At 69.6% G+C, this 12,524-nt stretch carries 14 protein-coding genes; 1 reads left to right on the forward strand and 13 read right to left on the reverse strand.

Annotated elements, in window-relative coordinates; translation table 11 throughout:
- Positions 1-37 precede the first annotated feature (37 nt).
- The gene (locus DY218_RS06240) at positions 38-817 is read right to left on the reverse strand and encodes an enoyl-CoA hydratase family protein (protein ID WP_128554897.1); all 780 of its coding nucleotides are present in this window, start codon (positions 815-817) and stop codon (positions 38-40) included.
- Positions 818-939: 122 nt separating this feature from the next.
- Between DY218_RS06240 and DY218_RS06245 the strand changes: the two genes are divergently transcribed.
- A complete protein-coding gene (locus tag DY218_RS06245) occupies positions 940-1,896 on the forward strand; it encodes an SDR family oxidoreductase (RefSeq protein ID WP_128554898.1) in 957 nt (318 codons plus the stop codon).
- A gap of 12 nt (positions 1,897-1,908) precedes the next feature.
- Here DY218_RS06245 and DY218_RS06250 read toward each other — a convergent pair whose 3' ends face one another.
- The 12 genes from DY218_RS06250 to DY218_RS06305 form a co-directional block, all read right to left on the reverse strand.
- Positions 1,909-2,388 carry a hypothetical protein gene (locus tag DY218_RS06250; protein ID WP_128554899.1) on the reverse strand — a complete coding sequence of 160 codons (480 nt, stop codon included), beginning with the start codon at positions 2,386-2,388 and terminating at the stop codon, positions 1,909-1,911.
- A 19-nt stretch (positions 2,389-2,407) separates the two neighbouring features.
- Positions 2,408-2,665: a hypothetical protein gene (locus tag DY218_RS06255; protein WP_128554900.1), complete on the reverse strand. Its 258-nt coding sequence runs from the start codon at positions 2,663-2,665 to the stop codon at positions 2,408-2,410.
- The gene (locus tag DY218_RS06260; RefSeq protein ID WP_128554901.1) at positions 2,622-4,166 is read right to left on the reverse strand and encodes a hypothetical protein; all 1,545 of its coding nucleotides are present in this window, start codon (positions 4,164-4,166) and stop codon (positions 2,622-2,624) included. Before DY218_RS06260 ends, DY218_RS06255 begins: the two co-directional genes overlap by 44 nt.
- The gene (locus DY218_RS06265) at positions 4,163-4,879 is read right to left on the reverse strand and encodes an ABC transporter ATP-binding protein (protein ID WP_128554902.1); all 717 of its coding nucleotides are present in this window, start codon (positions 4,877-4,879) and stop codon (positions 4,163-4,165) included. The genes DY218_RS06260 and DY218_RS06265 overlap by 4 nt, the downstream gene beginning before the upstream one ends.
- Positions 4,880-5,006: 127 nt before the next feature.
- Entirely contained in the window at positions 5,007-5,339 is a 333-nt protein-coding gene (locus DY218_RS34435) for a hypothetical protein (protein ID WP_199566639.1), read from the reverse strand.
- A gap of 63 nt (positions 5,340-5,402) precedes the next feature.
- Positions 5,403-5,693 carry a response regulator transcription factor gene (locus DY218_RS06275; RefSeq protein WP_128554903.1) on the reverse strand — a complete coding sequence of 97 codons (291 nt, stop codon included), beginning with the start codon at positions 5,691-5,693 and terminating at the stop codon, positions 5,403-5,405.
- Between the two features lie 187 nt (positions 5,694-5,880).
- Positions 5,881-6,132 carry a DUF397 domain-containing protein gene (locus DY218_RS06280; RefSeq protein WP_128554904.1) on the reverse strand — a complete coding sequence of 84 codons (252 nt, stop codon included), beginning with the start codon at positions 6,130-6,132 and terminating at the stop codon, positions 5,881-5,883.
- Positions 6,129-6,974, reverse strand: a complete 846-nt coding sequence (locus tag DY218_RS06285) for a helix-turn-helix domain-containing protein (RefSeq protein ID WP_128554905.1) — start codon at positions 6,972-6,974, stop codon at positions 6,129-6,131. The genes DY218_RS06280 and DY218_RS06285 overlap by 4 nt, the downstream gene beginning before the upstream one ends.
- Before the next feature lie 135 nt (positions 6,975-7,109).
- Positions 7,110-9,014, reverse strand: a complete 1,905-nt coding sequence (locus DY218_RS06290) for a dipeptide ABC transporter ATP-binding protein (protein WP_128554906.1) — start codon at positions 9,012-9,014, stop codon at positions 7,110-7,112.
- The gene (locus DY218_RS06295) at positions 9,011-9,883 is read right to left on the reverse strand and encodes an ABC transporter permease (protein ID WP_407703567.1); all 873 of its coding nucleotides are present in this window, start codon (positions 9,881-9,883) and stop codon (positions 9,011-9,013) included. The genes DY218_RS06290 and DY218_RS06295 overlap by 4 nt, the downstream gene beginning before the upstream one ends.
- Positions 9,883-10,827, reverse strand: a complete 945-nt coding sequence (locus tag DY218_RS06300; RefSeq protein WP_128554908.1) for an ABC transporter permease — start codon at positions 10,825-10,827, stop codon at positions 9,883-9,885. Before DY218_RS06300 ends, DY218_RS06295 begins: the two co-directional genes overlap by 1 nt.
- Before the next feature lie 2 nt (positions 10,828-10,829).
- Positions 10,830-12,428, reverse strand: coding sequence for an ABC transporter substrate-binding protein (locus tag DY218_RS06305; protein ID WP_128554909.1), 1,599 nt, complete (start codon positions 12,426-12,428; stop codon positions 10,830-10,832).
- Positions 12,429-12,524: the final 96 nt, after the last annotated feature.

The following is a 12,524-nucleotide window of genomic DNA, read 5'->3' on the forward strand; positions in this document are numbered from 1 at the left end:
CTCCGGTCCTGGCCTCGGTCCTGGTCTCGGTCCTGGGTCACGTCTGCTGCTCCTTGTCCGCGTCCGCCTTGTCGGTCTTGTCGGTGCCGAAGGTGTCGCGCACCCGGTCGGCGACGCCGCTGAGGTTGGCCTCGAAGGTGAAGCCCTGCTCGAAGCGGTAGCTGCGGCGTACGTCCACGGGGTCGATGCCGTTGATGGCGGCCTTGGCGAGCCGGATCAGGGTGCCGTCCTTGGCGGCGATCTCCCGCGCCAACTCCAGTGCCGAGGCGCGCAGGTGAGCGGCCGGAACCACCTGCCACACCGAGCCGTGCCGGTGCAGTTCGGCGGCCGTCGCGGTGCGCGAGGTGTAGTAGAGGGCGCGCATCAGGTGCTGCGGCACCAGACGGGCGAGGTGGGTGGCGGCGCCGAGCGCCCCGCGGTCCAGCTCGGGCAGTCCGAAGGTCGCGTCCTCGGCGGCGACGATCGCATCCGCGTTCCCGGCCAGGCCGATTCCGCCGCCGAGGCAGTGGCCCTGCACCGCCGCGACCACCGGGACCGCGCACTCGTACACCGCGGCGAAGGCCTCGTAGCAGCCGCGGTTGGCACCGATCAGGGCCTGGTGGCCGCTGTCGCGCTGCAGCTCCTTGATGTCGACGCCCGCGTTGAACCCGCGGCCCTCCGCGGCGAGCACCACACAGCGCACCTCCGCATCGGCGCCCGCTTCCCGGACCGCTTCGGCCAGGTCGTACCAGCCCTGTACGGGAAGGGCGTTGACCGGGGGGAAGGCCACGGTGACGAGGGCGATGCCGTCGTCCGGGACGGAGGTGGAGACACCCATGAGCAAATCAGCTACCTTTCCACCAAACATTTGTTAGGTGCGAAGGTAGCAGCGAACGGAGCGAGGCGGGAGTGCCTCCACCCACCCACCGGACCCGCCCCACCACCGAAGGGACCTCTCTCATGACCGCAGCGACCCCACCGACCGGACCGACCGGACCGACCGCGCCCACCGGCCTGTGCGCCGGCCGCGTGGTCGCCGTCACCGGCGCGGGCCGCGGACTCGGCCGCGCGCACGCCCTGGCCTTCGCGGCCGAGGGCGCCCGACTGGTGGTCAACGACCTGGGAGTCGGCCTCGACGGCAGCGCACAGCCCGACGGGCCCGCGGACCGAGTCGTCGAGGAGATCAGGGCGGCGGGCGGCGAGGCCGTCGCGCACGGCGGCGACATCACCACCGCCGAGGGCGCCGCCTCGCTCGTCGCCACCGCCTTGGACGCCTTCGGCCGTCTCGACACCCTGGTCAACAACGCCGGATTCCTGCGCGACCGGATGCTCGTCAACCTCGACGAGGACGACTGGGACGCGGTCGTACGCGTCCATCTCAAGGGCCACTTCCTGCCGTTGAAGCACGCGGCGGCGCACTGGCGGGCCGAGGCCAAGGCGGGGCGCACGCATGCGGCGCGCGTGATCAACACCAGTTCCGGGGCAGGGCTGCTCGGCAGCGTCGGACAGGGCAACTACTCCGCGGCCAAGGCCGGCATCCTCGGCCTCACCCTGGTCGCCGCCGCCGAGATGGGCCGCTACGGAGTCCAGGTCAACGCCATCGCACCGGCGGCCCGGACCCGTATGACGGAACGGACCTTCGCCGAGACCATGGCCGCGCCCGCCGACGACGGATTCGACGCCATGGCCCCGGAGAACGTCTCACCCCTGGTGGTCTGGCTCGGCTCCGCCGCGTCCGACGGGGTCACCGGCAGGGTCTTCGAGACCGAGGCGGGCCGCATCACCGTCATGGAGGGCTGGCAGCCGGGCCCCACCGCCGACAAGGGCACCCGCTGGACCCCTGCGGAGGCGGGGGAGGCGACCCGGGAACTGCTCGCCTCGGCCCGCCGACCACAGCCCGTGTACGGGGTGCGGTGACGCACCCTCACGCTAGGACGCATCAGGAGTGTGCGTCAGCCTCTGCCGGGAGCCGAACCACAGCGCCCGCCCGTCGCCGAACACCGGTAGCAGGAAGGCCAGATGGGCCAGGTACCACCAGGAGAGCGCGCGGTCGAAGGAGGTCAGCCAGAGGACCGCCCCGACCGCGACGCACACCAGGGGCCCGGCGAGCGCCACCAGGGCGGTCTGCCGGCCCGTCATCGTCCCGGCCGGGACCACCGACGTACGCCACCCGGTCCGTTCCAGGGCGATGTGTGTGACCGTGGGAATCCGCCGCAGCACGAGCACATGCGCCGACTCGTGCAGGGCGAACGGCACGAGCAGGCCGAGCAGCGCCGGCTTGGCGAGCAGCATCCACGCCATCGCGGCCGGCACCGCATCTCCGGAGCGGATCATCCAGAGCAGGGCCGCACCCGTCAGTACACCGGTGAACAGCAGCAGCGGCCAGACCTGCGACGCGACCGCCCCCACGACGGCGCGGATCCGGGGATCAGCTGCCGGACTGGCTGAGGAGTTCTGCACGGCGTTGCTTCAACCCCTGGTAGATGGCGGAGATCATGAGCAGGACGAGGGTGAGGACGACGAAGAGCACCACGATCGGGACCGGGTTCTCGACGCCGGTGGTGACCCCCATCGCCCCGTCCTTCTTCTTCACCGTCTCGAACACCAACGAGCCGAAGAACGCCTTGCGTTCGACGATCTCGTCAGTGCCCGTCGAGAACATGAGGACGAGCAGCGTCGTCGCCACGCCGACCAGCGTCAGGAGTGCGGCCCCGACGGCGCACTTCACTACCGACCGTGCCTTGAACATTTCTTCTCCTCGCTTCACTGCTGTGGATTCCTTGGATCGCGTACCAGACGAACGCCGCGGCCGCCGCGAGCAGACTGACGACGACCGCCCACGGCGGGAGGTTCAGCAGACCGAGCCCGATCAGCGCCACACCCGCGGTCACCAGGACCACCGAGAGCCCCAGGAACACGGAGAACGGATTGTCCTTCTCCGCGGGGAACACGATGCTGATGCAGGTGGTCATCACGGCCCCGCCCGCACATGCCGCCAACGCCGTTGCCCCTTGGGCCAGTTGCTCGGGACGCAGCCCCACGGCCAGCGCGGCCGCGGGCACGGCGAACACGGCGAGCAGCACCAACTGTGCCCGGATCAACCGGAGATACACCCGCCACGCCGGCTCCTGCGCCCCGGGCAGCAGACGCAGCTGCTGGGTGGCGGTGAACTGATAGAGCCCGCCGAAGGACAGCGCGGCAAGACCCCACAGCGGAGTGACCGACGGCTTGGCGAGCAGCAGGTACGCGAAGAGCGCGAGCGACATCGCCCCCGCGGCCACCGTCTGCGCACTGCGCAGCAGACACCAGTCGTACGGGCCGAGCACGCGGCGCAGCCGGACGCTGCCCGGAAGCTTCAGGAAGCGCGACTGGCGGATGTGCTGGTTCGGTGCGAGCGCGAAGGTCAGGACCAGGAGCAGCGCGGCCGCCAGCAGCGCACCTGCCGTCGTCAGCCACGGCCCGTGCGTGTTCCAGGCCCAGGACACCGAGGTGACCCAGTTGTACGCGGTCTCCTTGCGCAGATACGCGCCGGAGATGTCCTGCACGATCCCGGTCATCCGCGTCGAGTAGTACGCCAGGAGCGCGAACAGCACGAGCACGTTGAGCAGCCCCGCCATCCGGCTCAGACCCACCAGGATCCAGAGGCGGGTGAGCACTTGGTAGAGGGCGGAGAGGATCAGATACGTGAGGGCCGCGGGCAGCACGATCGAGGCGACGATGTAGCCGGCCGCGGACGGGCCGAGCAGGATCAGGGCGCTGACGGCGAGCGAGACCAGACCGGCGGCGGCGACGACGGCGGTCATCGCCGCCTCGTACATCAGGAACGCCGCCGAGCGCTCCCGGTTGGTGACCGGCAGCTGGTAACTGAGCTGGAGCATCCCCTCGGCGTTGATGAACAACACCTTCACCAGCAGGAACGCGATCTGGATCCACAGCAGCAGGGAGGCCGTCGCGGTGTTGAACAGCAGGTCCCAGACGGCCGTTTCGTCGGTCAGCGGACGCAGGAAGAAGTACGAGCCGGTGCACATCGCGGCGAGCAGCAGCGCGGCGCAGACCCCGGAGAACACGCGGACCGAGGCGGACTTGAACACGCCGGCCCGCAGCACCCGTCGGCGGAAGAATACGAGGAGCATCCGGGCCAGGACGGCGGAATGCTTCAGGCGGATGCCTGCGCGGAGGCCGGTCATCGCTGCGACGTCTCGAGGTAGTCGAAGACCATCTCGGCGACCGATCCGTGCTCCGCGACCAGGTCCCCGGTCGGCTCGTCGTACACCACGTGCCCGAGGTCCAGGAACACCGTGCGGTCGGCGAGGCGCTCGAGCACGGAGAAGTCATGGGTGCACAGCAGGATCGAACCGCCTTCCTCGCGGACCCGCCTGAACTCCTTCTCGGCGAGGTGCAGGGCCTCCAGATCGATGCCGTTCAGGGTCTCGTCGATGACGATCAGCGGAGGGCGGACGACGAGTGCGGAGACCAGCTGTGTTTTTTTCCGCATGCCGTGCGAGTAATCCTCCACCAGGTCGTCGTAACGCCCTTCCATGGAGAATTCTCGGAACAGTGCGAGCGCCTTCCCGTGATCGACCGTGACATCGAACAGGCGGGCCATCATGGTGATGTACTCGCGGGCGGTGAGGAATTCGGGAAGGTAGTCGTTGCTGGAGAGGTAGATCGCCTGCTGTTTGGCCTCGGGGCGGGCGTGTTCGTGTCCGCCGATATGAATCGTCCCGGACTGGAGTTTCACCAGGTCGAAAATGTTCTTGATCAGCGTCGATTTCCCCGAGCCGTTGGGTCCGACGAGACCGGTGATGGCACCTTCCTCGACGTCGAAAGACACATCGAGCAGGACGTTGACGATTCCGTCGTAGGAATAACTGACGTCTTTGACGCTGAGGAGAGACACAGTCGCGTGGTTCCTTTGCCGAGACGGTCGAGTCGGTCCGGTCCTTCGTAGGACTGGTGCCCGGGAAGTCCGGTTCCATTGCGGGGGGAGGGCTTCCCGGACACCAGTGGACCTACCGGTCGGTCAGCTACTTACATTCGGCGCTGACCTTGAGGCCGAAGTCCTTGAACGACCACGAGCCGGTGAACTTCTTGTTCTGCTTCACGACGCACCAGACCACCAGGCCGGCGAAGATCGTCGCGCCCAGGCCGAGGACGACGGCGGTGAAGATCAGGAACCAGGCGTCGTAACGCACCAGGCCACGGTCGATCTTCGCCCGCATGGAGGCGATGGCACGCGCCGGAGCGGTGGTCGCGGCCACGTAGGCGCCGATGGATGCGTTGGTGTACGCGCTGACGGCCTTGGCCTGAACGGACTCGGCCTGAGTCTCGTTCTCGCGCACCAGAGTTGCTGTAGTCACAGTTGCACTCCCCTGTGGTTCGGTATTGACCCGGTGAAGGTGTCACGGGAATTGCAAGCCGGACTAGTGTCCTCTTGGGCACCTTTCGGCGCAGGATTTGAAGGTCGCAATCACTGCGGCCTCCGCGCGCGTGGAGATGTCGAGTTTCACGAATACGCTGGTGATGTGCTTCTTCACGGTCCGCTCGGCGACGCACAGGCGCCGCGCAATGACCGTATTGGAAAGACACTTTCCCAATGCGTCGAGTACTTCGAGTTCTCGGGTGGTGAGCTGCGAGAGGTCCGCGTCGCGCACCCATTGCGGTGCGGCACAGACGCGGACCTCTTCATGGGAATGATCGACATGTGTGGTCAATGGCGTTCCTGATCCCCCGTGGGCGGCGGTCCACCGCCCGTGCCGGTGCGCCTCTTGTTGACGGAATGTATAGGTCGATTACGTCCGTCAGGGTCGTCACCCTATGGTCGGCTTCTACGACCGGACAAGCAAATGCAGTTGGGGGTACGGAAATCGGTACCGCCGGTACGTGGAGGCGGTACCGCCTTCACATCTCGCAGGTCGCGGCGTGGGCCAGAAAGTCGACCCAGGCCGCGGGGGCGACGGCGAGACGAGAGCCGTCCGGGAGCTTGGAGTCGCGGATGTGGATGAGGTGGGGGGTGGGGGCGACCTCTACGCAGTCGCCCTCGCTGCCGCTGCTGTACGTCGACTTGTGCCAGTCCAGGGCCACTTCGACGCAGTCGTCGCCGGAACCGCTGCTGTAAGTGCTCTTGAACCAGTCCAACTCGGACATGCTCATAGCGCTCCTCGCAATCGCTTCAGCAGGCCAAGGGAGTCTGCCGGAGTCAGGGCCTGCGAGCGCATCTTGGCATAGCGCTGGTGCAGCACGCTGATGTCCTTCAGGTCGGAGATCAGACGGCCGTTCTTCTGCCCTTCCGAGTAGCCGAACCAGCGATTGCCCGGCGTCTCCATGAGCTGGAGAGGCCCGTCCAGACCGGCATGCGACGGCTGGATGGATGGCATCAGCTGCAGCTCCAGGTTCCAGTGACGCTCAATCAGGTCCACCAGGTGATCGAGCAACTCCCGCGTCACCGCCTCCCCTCCGGTGCGCCGCTCCAGGACCGCCTGCTCGACGATGAAGCTGAACGCCGTCGGTGGCTTCCGGCACGTGGACAGGAGCTCTTGCCGCGCGAGCCGAGCCGTGACGCGCTGCTCCAACTCGTCCGGGTCCGGCAACGGAGGAACGCTCAGGGAAACAGCTCGCGCATACGCCTCCGTCTGCAACAGCCCCGGCACCAACCGGCATTCGTACGTGTAGAGGCTCACCGCCTCCGCCTCGAGCCGTGCCCACTGGCGGAACCAACTGGCCAGCCCCGGCTGCCGCGACAGGTGCCGCGCCGCACCCCGTAACGCCCCGAACGCGTCCAGCGCCTCCTCGGCCCGGTCCACGAAGTCCGGCGTCGGAAAGCGCCGGCCCTGCTCGATCGAAGCCACCGTCGGGACGGAGTACCGCACCCTGGGCGCGAACTCCTCCTGCGTCAGACCGGCCCGCCGCCGGAACGCCTTCACCACCTCCCCGAACGACTTGAGGCTGTCCGAAGCCTCCGGCTCGGCCCCCGCACCCGCGTACGGGTCCGCGATCTGGCGCCCGAAGGCGCCGTCACCGTACGTGTGTTCACCCGCTCCTTCGTCCAGCGGTCGGGCTCCAACGGAGCCCCTCCGGCGATTGAGGAGGCCCGTCCGGCAGGACTTTTCGGGAAGGGGCGGGTCCGGGGCTCACGCAGCCGCAGGCACCCGTACTGGCTCCGGAGCAGCCGCGAGCAGTGCTCGCGTGTACGGCTCGCGAGGTGAGTCGCAGAGGTCGTCCGCGCGCCCCGTCTCGACGAAGCGGCCGTGACGCATCACCGCGATGCGATGGCTGACCTGCCGGACGACGGCCAGATCGTGTGCGATGAAGACGAGGGCGAGCCCCAACTCCCGCTGCAGATCGGTCAGCAGATTGATGATCTGGGCTTGGACGGAGACGTCGAGCGCGGCGACGGGTTCGTCGCACACCAGGACAGACGGCTCGGGCGCCAGCGCACGGGCGATCCCGATCCGCTGCCGCTGGCCGCCCGAGAAGGCCCGCGGCCGGCGATCCGCGGCCGACGGATCGAGCCCCACCTGGGTGAGCAGCTCACCGACCCGTCGCCGCCGCGCCGCACGGTCCTCGAAGCCGCCGCGCGCCAGCAGTGGCTCGGCGATGATCCGGCCTGCCGTCATCCGCGGGTTGAGCGAGGCGTACGGGTCCTGGAAGACCATCTGCACCTCCTGCCGCAGGGCCCGCAGCGCCGCCCGGGACGGCCGCGTCACGTCCGAACCGCGCAGTTTCAGGACTCCCGCATCCGCCGGGTGCGCATGCACGAGGATCCGGGCGAGCGTGGACTTGCCGGACCCGGACTCGCCCACGATGCCGAGCGTTTCCCCCGCGTCCAGACGCAGGTCCACCCCGTCCACGGCGACCAGCGGATCGCGGCGTCCGCCCCGGGCCCGGCGCCCGAACTCCTTGCGCAGACCGGTCGCTTCGAGCAGCGGGGCACCACCGTCGACCGTGTCGGTCCGGGCGGCGCCCACCGGTACCTCCGACGGCACACGCCGGGGGACCTCCGTCACCCCGGAGCCGCCCGGATGGTGGCAGGCCACCCTGCGTACATCCGCCGCCCCGCCGTCCGCGACGAGCGGCGGCGGCACCGTCCCGCACTCCGCGTCCGCGGACGGGCACCGCGCGGCGAACGCGCAGCCCACCACCGGCAGCGACAGATCGGGCGGCGACCCGGGGATGCCGTACAGCCGGGTGCCGGACGGCGAGGAGAGGCGGGGCACGGCCGCGAGCAGCCCCGCGGAGTACGGGTGTCGAGGGCTGCCGAGCACGTCCGCGGTGGCGCCGTCCTCGACGACCGTCCCGCCGTACATCACCAGGACCCGGTCGCAGGAGCGGGCCACGACGCCGAGGTTGTGGGTGATGAGGAGGAGGGCCGTGCCGGTCTTCTCGTTGAGTTCGGCGAGGAGTTGGAGGATCTGCTCCTGGACCGTGGCGTCCAGGGCGGTGGTCGGCTCGTCGGCGATCAGGACGTCCGGTTCGTTCGCGAGGGCCATCGCGATCAGGATGCGCTGGCGCTGGCCGCCGGAGAACTGGTGCGGATGGTCGTCGAGGCGCCGCGCCGGATCGGGGATGCCGACCAGTTCGAGGAGTTCCTGCGCGCGCCGGCGGCGGGCGCGGCGGTCCCGGTGGCCCGCGTCGTGCTCGCGAGCGTGGGCGCGGAGGACCTCGTCCAGCTGCCGGCCGATGGTCAGGACCGGGTTCAGGGAGGTCATCGGGTCCTGGAAGATCATGCCGATCCGGGCGCCGCGTACGGTCCGCAGTTCGTCTTCGCCGAGGGTGGTGAGGTCCGTACGGTCCAGGCGTACGGAACCGGAGACGATCCGGCCGTTCCCGGGCAGCATCCGCATCAGGGCGAGCGCGGTGGTCGACTTGCCGGAGCCGGACTCGCCCACCACGGCGACGGTCTCGCCGCGCCTCAGGGTGAGGTCCACGCCCCGTACGCCATGTACCGGAGAGCCGTCCGGGGCGGTGAAGTCGACGCCCAGGCCGCGTACTTCGAGCAGTGCGGGTTCGAGGGAGGCTGGGGTGGTGGCGGTCATCGGCGGGTCTCCCGGTTGAGGGCCTCGGACAGCAGGGAGAGGCCGAGGACGAGCAGGGTCACGATCAGCAGCGGGCCGGCCGCGAAGTACGGGGCCTGGGACAGATACGGCAGCGCCTGGCTGAGCGAGTTGCCGAGGGTGGGCTCGGGCGGGCGTACGCCGACACCCAGGAAGCTCATGGCGCCCTCGAGGAATACGGCCACGGTGAGTGAGACGGCGAGCTGCACCACGAGCGGGTCGGCGCAGTTCGGCAGGATGTGGCGGATGAGGAGGCGGGCCCTGCGGGTGCCGCCGACGCGGGCGGCGACCGCGTAGTCACGCTCCCGCTGGACGAGGATCCCGGCCCTCAACTGCCTTCCGAACACCGGGATTTCGGCCAGGGTGATCACCACGATCACGGGCAGCCGGCCCGGTCCGAGGATCGCCGTCACGGCGAGTGCGAGGATCAGGCCGGGGAAGGCGAGTACGAGATCGAAGGCGCGCTGCACCACCGTGTCGAGCACCGGATGCACGGCCGCGAGCAGCGCGAAGGCGCAGCCGAGCAGCGCACCGATCGGCACGGCGAGCGCGATCACCTCCAGGTCCGTGCGGATGCCGTACAGGAGGCGGCTGAGCAGGTCACGGCCCAGGTCGTCGGTGCCGAGCAGATGGCCGCCCGTGCCGGGAGGGACCAGTGCGCGGCCGCTCTGGGCGGTGGGTGCGTGACTGCTCAGCAGCGGCGCGAGCAGTCCGGCGAGGACGACGGCGCCGACCAGGACGAGGCCGATCCGTGCCCTGGTCGTCGTCAGGGCGGCGAGATAGGGGTGGCGTGCGGCCGTCCCGCGCCTGACGGCGGGGGCGGAGGAAACTGTGCTGGTCATGGCGGTGATCACTCCCACCGGATGCGGGGATCGAGCCAGGCGTGCACCACATCGGTGAGCAGCTGGACGAGGACGAAGACGGTGACCAGAAGCAGCAGCAGGTCCTGGACGACCGGATAGTCACGGGCGGTGAGCCCGGTCTCGGCGAGCTGCCCGAGCCCCGGCCAGGCGAAGATCGCCTCCACCAGGACCGCGCCGCCGAGGAGTTGGCCGGTCTGCATGCCGATCAGGGTCACTACGGGCGGCAGTGCGTTGGGCAGGGCATGCCGCCACAGGAGCCGGCGCCGGGAGACTCCGGCCGCCGTCGCCGTACGGATGTAGTCCTCGGAAAAGGCCTGTTGCAGGCTGTCCTTGAGGTAGCGGCCGACGACGGCGGCGCTCGGCAGGGCGAGGCACAGCGCGGGAAGCAGCAGATACTGCAGTTCCAGATCGGGCGCCTCGAAGAGGCCGACCCGCCCGCCGGACGGCAGTACGGCGAATCCGACGGCGAGGACCAGCACGAGCAGCACTCCGGTGACGAACGGCGGCACGGCGAGCGCTCCGGTCGTCAGGGCCTGCACCACGCCCCGCACCGAGCGGCGCCGCGAGGTCGCACCCAGCACCCCGAGCGCGAGACCGATCGCGATCGTCAACAGCAGGGCGCCCAGGGTCAGTTCGACCGTCGCGCCGAATCCCTCGCCGATCAGGTCCGCGACCTCGCCGCCGACTGCGTACGACGGGCCGAGATCGCCGCGCAGCAGATCGCCGATCCAGTGCACATACTGGACGGCCAACGCCTGGTCGAGGCCCAGCTGTCGGCGGATCGCGGCGACGGACTCCTCGCTCGCGTCGGGTCCGGCGAGCGCGGTGGCCGCGTCCCCGGGGACGAGCCGCAGAATGCCGAAGACCACGACGGAGGCGATGACCAGGACGACGAGTGCGGACGGGATCCGCTTCAGCAGATAGCGACCCATGATCACGCCAAGTACGCGTGGTCGAGGGAGAGATAGCTGAACTTGTTCAGCGTGGCCCCGCGCAGCCGGGCCGCCGCGACCTCCACCTGGTCCTGGATCGCGAGGTCGATGATGAACGCCTCCTCGAGGAGCTGGTCCGAGACCCGCTGATAGCGCGCGTGCGCCGCCGGCCCGTCCGCGTCCCGTTGCTGCCAGGCCGCGCGGACCGCATCGGTGTATGCCTTGCTGCGGAAACCCGAGGTGTTCTTGGCCTCGTTGAAGGGGTACGCGCTCACCGCGAGTGTCGCCGGATGCACCTGGGCGAAGCCGTGCAGGTTGACCCAGAGGGCGGGCATGGTGCCGGAGATCAGCTTCTTCTGGAAAGTGGCCGAGTCGTGGGGCTGCAACTCGGTGCGGATGCCGGCCTGTTCGAGGTCGTACTGCACGATCTCGGCGATCGCCGTGTGCAGCGGCTGGCTCGGGTGGCCGAGCGGGACCCGGGTGCGGGTGGAGACTCCGGAGGACTTCAGGAGCGCGCGGGCCTTGCCGGGGTCGTGCGTGTAGTGGATGCGGTCGGCCTCGGTGTGGGCGGGCGAGGACCTGGGCCAGGGGGCGGCGGAGGGCAACCCGTAGCCGCCCAGGGCCTGTTGGACCACCCGCTCGCGGTCCACGGCCCAGGCGACGGCCTGGCGGAAGGACTTGTCGTCGGACGGCTTCGTCCCGACCGACGCCCCGACATAGGCGGCGCCGCTGCCTGTGTCGTAGCGCTTGATCCGGAAGTTCGGTGCCGCCTTCAGAGGCGCCAGATGCTTGCCGGACACGCCGTACGAGAGCTGGGCCTGGCCGGAGCGCAGGGCGGAGAGCAGGGCGTCGGGGTGGCTGTAGACGCGGAGTTCGACGGAGTCGAGATAGGGGCGGTCGGGTATCCAGTAGCGGTCGTTGCGGCTGAGGCGGACGCCGGTGCCGGGCCGCCAGCGGTCGAAGCGGAACGGGCCGGTGCCGTTCAGCCGCCGGCCCTTCAGCGCGTCGTCCAGGGTGTGCCGGTCCGTGATGATCATGAATTCGAAGAGGTCGAAGAGATTGGCCACGGGATGCGCGAGCTTGAGGACCAGCTCGTGCTCGCCGCGCTTCTGAAAGCCGGTCACCGCACGTGCTGTGGACGCCAGTTGGGCGGACCGTTCGGGCTTTCTGAGGTTCTCCACGGCGAAGATCACGTCGTCCGCGGTGAAGGCCCGCCCGTCGTGGAACGTCACGTCGTCCCGCAGCTTCAGGGTGATGCTCCGGCCGTCGTCGGCGTACTGCCAGGAGCGGGCCAGCTCGGGCTGTGGCCGGAGCTTCTCGTCGTAGCGGATGAGGGTGTTGTAGATCAGCCGCTGCTGCAGCGCCTGGTCGCTCTGGGTGAAGAGCAGGGCGGGGGTGAAGTCGACATGGATGCCCACGGTGAGGGACCCGCCGCGACGGGCGCCGCCCTCGCCGGCCGCCACCGAGACCGCGGAGCGGCAGGCGGTGAGCCCGCCGGTCGCGCCGAGCGCCAGAGCGCCGGCGCCTGCCGCGCGCAATGTGGCGCGTCTGGAGGGGAGTTGAGGGTGCGCAGGGGAGGCTGGGGGAGCGTGTACACGCATGGGTGTGACCCGTTCGTTTCGCTGCGGTAGGAAGTAATCACTCGCGCGGCAGGGCCCGGAAGGACATCGGGGCGGGCGGGCCGGCGAGGTGCTCGA

The sequence above is a fragment of the Streptomyces triticagri genome, assembly GCF_003429565.1.
Classification (GTDB): Bacteria; Actinomycetota; Actinomycetes; order Streptomycetales; family Streptomycetaceae; genus Streptomyces; species Streptomyces triticagri.

What these genes read in the sequence shown, in the direction of transcription:
- DY218_RS06240 (WP_128554897.1), bottom strand. Translation starts at nt 817, where the DNA reads ATGGGTGTCTCCACCTCCGTCCCGGACGACGGCATCGCCCTCGTCACC.
- DY218_RS06245 (WP_128554898.1), top strand. Translation starts at nt 940, where the DNA reads ATGACCGCAGCGACCCCACCGACCGGACCGACCGGACCGACCGCGCCC.
- DY218_RS06260 (WP_128554901.1), bottom strand. Translation starts at nt 4,166, where the DNA reads ATGACCGGCCTCCGCGCAGGCATCCGCCTGAAGCATTCCGCCGTCCTG.
- DY218_RS06280 (WP_128554904.1), bottom strand. Translation starts at nt 6,132, where the DNA reads ATGAGCATGTCCGAGTTGGACTGGTTCAAGAGCACTTACAGCAGCGGT.
- DY218_RS06290 (WP_128554906.1), bottom strand. Translation starts at nt 9,014, where the DNA reads ATGACCGCCACCACCCCAGCCTCCCTCGAACCCGCACTGCTCGAAGTA.
- DY218_RS06300 (WP_128554908.1), bottom strand. Translation starts at nt 10,827, where the DNA reads ATGGGTCGCTATCTGCTGAAGCGGATCCCGTCCGCACTCGTCGTCCTG.
- DY218_RS06305 (WP_128554909.1), bottom strand. Translation starts at nt 12,428, where the DNA reads ATGCGTGTACACGCTCCCCCAGCCTCCCCTGCGCACCCTCAACTCCCC.